Below are 4,730 nucleotides of genomic sequence, written 5' to 3' on the forward strand. Positions count from 1 at the left end.
CGGTCACGGTCGGGGTCTTTCGTGCGGGCCGGCTTCGCGAGCGGCTCGGCAAGGTCGCACTGTCGAGTATCGGCTTCTTCGTGTTGATGACGGGTCTGGCCGCCTCGCTTGGCCTGCTGCTCAACTTTGCATTTCGACCGGGTCTCGGGGCGAGCATGGTTCAGTCCGGATCGATGCCCGCCGCGCTTGCGTCCAGTATCGACTGGACGAAATTCCTCGTCGATCTGATCCCCGCCAACATCGTCGCTGCGCTCGCCGCGGGGAATTCGCTCCCCGTGCTGGTTTTCGGGGTGATTTTCGGGGCGGCCCTGGCGGCCGCGCCGGAGCGTGCCGAGCCCGCGATTGCCGTTTTCGAGGCGCTGCTGTCGGGATTGTTCAAGATGGTCCAGTGGGTGATCGCATGGTCGCCGCTCGCGATCTTTGCCGCGATCGCGCAGCTGTTGTCGGCCAAGGGGTTCACCGGCGCGCACTCGCTTGTCGAGCTTCTGGGCGTCGCCTATCTCGGCATGGCGATTCTGGCGGTCGTCCTCACCATCGTCATTCGCGTCGCCGGTCAGTCGCCGCTCGCCGTTCTCAGGAAGGTGAAGGAGCCGCTGATCCTGGGTTTCACGACGCGTTCGTCCGAAATTACCTACCCGTTGCACCTGAAGAAGCTGGTTGAATTGGGCGTGCCCTACGGCGTGGCGTCCACGATCTTGCCGCTGGCCTACATTTTCAATCGCGACGGCGCGGTACTTTACACGGCCCTTGCGGTCGGCTACCTGGCCGATGCCTATCATCTCGTCTGGTCCTGGCCGCTGGTGATCACGATCCTGATCTTGACGATCATCACCATCGACGGCGCGGCCAATGTGCCCTCCGGGGCGATCGTCGCCATCACCATCGTTCTCACGTCGATCGGGTTGCCGGCCGATGCGGTGCTGCTGCTGCTGGGCGTCGATGCCTTTTTCGACATGGGGCGGACCGCCCTGAACGTCTACGGGAGCACGGCCGCCGCCGCAGTTGCGGTGAGGCTGTCCGGTTCAGACAGTATCGCCGCGGAAACCGTACCCCGGCAGGCAAGCGTGTAGGGGCTTCGGAAGCGACGGGCGGTGCGCGTTTCAATGTCGCGCCTGCCCATTATCAGGCGCTGGCGTACGTCTATTCGAACCTTGAGGCAGGCGGGAAAAGCAGGATGGGATGAACGTACGTTCTTATCAAGTTTCAGTGGGTGGAGCGACGTATTTTTTGCCGGAGAAACATGATGATTGGTTCAGAGTCCGCAGCTTTTTTCATGCTGCGCCTAGGCACGCCGCATCCTTCGTGGGCATTCACTGACGACAGCAACATGCTCGGCATCGGCGATTGCGACGGCGTGATGAGTGCCATGTTCGAACTGGATCGCAACCAGGTCGCGCGGATCAGAAGACTGGGTCAGTCGGTGGAGCGAATCAGGTGTACGTGCGAACGCGCTGGCCGGGAGCTGCACTTTTATCTCCATGGCAGGCAGGTATCCCAAGGCGTGTGGGTTGGCGTCGCGTCGGCCGATCCCGACTATCTTCCGACTGACGAGATGATCGCAACATGGGAAGTACCGAAGCCCGACGATGCGTTCAGGTCGACGGGCGCGGGCGCAGACCTGATCGCATCGCTTAGCCTGGCCTAAACTGCGATCACAGATTGTCGGGCGTACGCCGTTCAATGCATGTGGTTCTGGCACACACCAACCTCGGATCGCCAGAACCGTTTTGCTGGCCAGGGCATCGGCCAGCGCTTTTTATTCCTTGAGCCGATTGCATCGGCTCGCTTGCGTCATGCTCACGGATCGGGGGCGTGACGTGCTGCACCGAAGTCCCCGTCGAAACCCGGCTGGCGCCGCCGCGCCACGCCGGGTACGCGCTCCCGCACGAATCCCGCCGCTCGATGACAACGACCCTGACCTTCCTCCCCGTCACGCAAGCCGACGCCGACGCCCTCGTCGCGATCCGCATCGCCGCGATGCGCGACAGCCTCGAGCGCATCGGCCGTTTCGATCCGCAGCGTGCGCGCGACCGGTTTCTCGCGTCGTTCGACCCGGCGCTCTGCCGCTTCATCGAAGCCGGCCATTCGCGTGCGGGTTTCTATACGCTCCGCCCGATGGCGGATCACTGGTTGCTCGACCACCTGTATATCGTGCCCGCGCATCAGGGCAAGGGTATTGGCGCCGCCGTGCTGCGCGAGATATTTGCTGCCGCCGACGAACGACGGATGCCCGTTCGCGTCGGCGCATTGCGCGGCAGCGACTCGAACCGCTTCTACGAACGGCACGGCTTCGTGCGAACCGATGAAGCGGAATGGGACATCTACTATCGGCGCGAACCGGGCACGGCAGCGACGTAGCGTTCGCGTGATGCATTCCGGTTGAAATCGGCACGCACGTATTAGCGTTTTCACCCATGTGGAAAACGCGGCGTCGGCCGATGTTGCAGAGAGGGCGTAAATAATTGATCCGAGGCCGATTATGACGACATCTGCAACAAACGGCGTGAATGCCGTGGCGCCCGAAACGTCCGACACCGCAGCCGCATCCGCATCCGTTGAAGTGCCCCGCGTCCCGTCGATCCTGCTGGTCGACGACGAACCGAACGTGGTGTCGGCGCTCCGGCGCGTATTCCGGCCCGCCGGCTACGACATCGTGACTGCCGACAGTGGCGAGACGGCGCTCGAGATCCTGGCGTCGACCGACATCGACCTGATCGTGTCCGACATGCGGATGCCGCACATGAGCGGCGCGGAATTCCTGGCGCGTGCACGGGCGCTGTACCCGGACACGATGCGCATCTTGCTGACCGGCTATGCGGAGCTCGCGTCGGTCGTGCAGGCCGTCAACGAAGGCGGCGTGTATCGCTACCTGAACAAGCCGTGGGACGATCACGACCTGCTGCTGACCATCGAGCAGGCGCTGGAACAGCGCCGTCTGCGTCGCGAAGCGGCCCGGCTGGCGGCGCTGACGGAGGCGCAGAACGAAGCACTGCGCCGTTTCAATACGGACCTCGAAACGCAGGTTCGCGCACGCACCGAGGAACTCGGCCAGACGGTGATGTTTCTCGAAGCGGCGCAAAGCGACCTGAAAAGTAGTTTCACGGCGATGGTTCAGGTGTGCGCAAGCATGATCGAGCTGCGCTGCGGGGCCGCGAGCGGGCACGCGATGCGGGTGGGCGAGATCGCGCGCCGGCTCGCGCTGGCGTCGGGGATGAGCGAACTGCATGCGCAGGACGTCTACTTCGCGGGGCTGTTGCACGGCATCGGCAAGCTGTCGCTGCCGGACGAATTGCTGCACAAGCCGCTCGCGCGGATGACGACGGACGAGCATCGCGTGTTTCAGGAGCATCCGTTGCGTGCGCAGATGGTGCTGACGCCGGTCGCCCAGTTGCACAAGGTTGCATCGATCGTGCTGCACCAGTACGAGCGCTTCAACGGCCGCGGCACGCCGGACGGGCTGGTCGGCGATGCGATCCCGATCGGGTCGCGGATCGTCGCGATCGCGCGCGACTTCGAAGGGTTGCGCCACGGCGAAATCGGTGCGCCGCATTCGATCGAGCAGGCGATCGACGTGTTGCGCTCGCAGGCGAGCGTGCGTTACGACCCGCAACTGGTTGCAGGCTTCATCGAGTTGATGCGGGACCCGGCGAGCCTCGGCATCGCGGCGTCCGTCGCGGAAATCCGGTCGGCGCAACTGCGCGAAGGGATGGAGCTTGCCGACGATCTGCGCACGCATCGCGGCGTGTTGCTGATGACGAAAGGCAGCGTGATGTCCGCGCATCAGATCGAGCTCGTGCGTCGCTTCGAAACGCGGGAGGGCACGCCGTTCGACATTCTCGTGCTGGCCGGGCCGGCTGCACAGGCGCATGCACCCAACGCAGGCGTGCCGCCGGCCTGACATCGAACGTCGGCCTGATGGCCGCGGGACGGGCGCTTGCCCCCGCCGCGGCGATGCACTCAACCCGTTGCGGGCGCCCGATCATGCATGGCATCTACAACCTTCCGCTCGTCGTGCTGTCGCTCGCGATCGCGACGCTGGCGTCGTATACGACGCTCGACCTCGCCGCGTTCATCTCGCTGCTCGACGATCCGAAGCTCAAGCGCGCGTGGCTCGGCGGCGGCGCGGCGGCGATGGGCACCGGAATCTGGTCGATGCATTTCGTCGGCATGCTCGCGTTTTCGTTGCCGGTGCCGCTCGGCTATGCGTGGCAGGAAACGGGCGCGTCGCTGGCGATCGCGGTGCTCGTATCGTATTTCGCGCTGAACGTCGTCACGCGCGCACGGCTGGGCTGGCGGCGGCTGTGCATGGGCGGTGTGCTGATGGGCGGCGGGATCGCCGGCATGCACTACACGGGGATGGCCGCGATGCACATGCAGCCCGGCATTCGCTACGATGCCGCGCTGTTCGCCGCGTCGATCGGCATCGCGGTGATCGCATCGACGGCCGCGTTGTGGATTGCACAGGCGTTGCGCATGCAGCAGGCGCGCCACGCGACCGCGCAACGTATCGGCGCGGCCGTCATCATGGGCCTCGCGATTACCGGCATGCACTACACGGCGATGGCGGCCGCGCATTTCGCGCCGGATGCGCGGTGCGGCGCCGCGAACGGCGTCGACGCGCCGTGGCTCGCGACCACCGTCGCGTTGTTTACGATGGCGACGCTGGTCGTCACGCTGCTGGTGTGCCGTTTCGATGCGCGCACAACTTTCCTGCGCGGGATGACCGACAC

5 protein-coding genes are annotated in these 4,730 nt (G+C 64.9%); all 5 read left to right on the forward strand.

Translation table 11 applies throughout. From position 1 onward, the window contains the following. The coding region (locus JMF90_RS24720) for a dicarboxylate/amino acid:cation symporter (RefSeq protein WP_201325539.1) at positions 1 to 1,070 on the forward strand (1,070 nt) is incomplete at its 5' end. A gap of 170 nt (positions 1,071 to 1,240) precedes the next feature. Continuing rightward, positions 1,241 to 1,645: a hypothetical protein gene (locus JMF90_RS24725; protein WP_011549129.1), complete on the forward strand. Its 405-nt coding sequence runs from the start codon at positions 1,241 to 1,243 to the stop codon at positions 1,643 to 1,645. A gap of 257 nt (positions 1,646 to 1,902) precedes the next feature. Continuing rightward, positions 1,903 to 2,358, forward strand: coding sequence for a GNAT family N-acetyltransferase (locus JMF90_RS24730; protein ID WP_011549128.1), 456 nt, complete (start codon positions 1,903 to 1,905; stop codon positions 2,356 to 2,358). A gap of 121 nt (positions 2,359 to 2,479) precedes the next feature. Beyond that, on the forward strand, positions 2,480 to 3,898 hold the full coding sequence (locus JMF90_RS24735; protein WP_011549127.1) for an HD domain-containing phosphohydrolase: 1,419 nt from the start codon (positions 2,480 to 2,482) through the stop codon (positions 3,896 to 3,898). 83 nt (positions 3,899 to 3,981) lie between these two features. Continuing rightward, positions 3,982 to 4,730, forward strand: a 749-nt coding sequence (locus JMF90_RS24740) for an MHYT domain-containing protein (RefSeq protein ID WP_305790756.1), incomplete at its 3' end; no start/stop codon positions are given.

The organism is Burkholderia sp. E168m23 (assembly GCF_016586125.1).
Lineage (GTDB): Bacteria > Pseudomonadota > Gammaproteobacteria > Burkholderiales > Burkholderiaceae > Burkholderia > Burkholderia orbicola.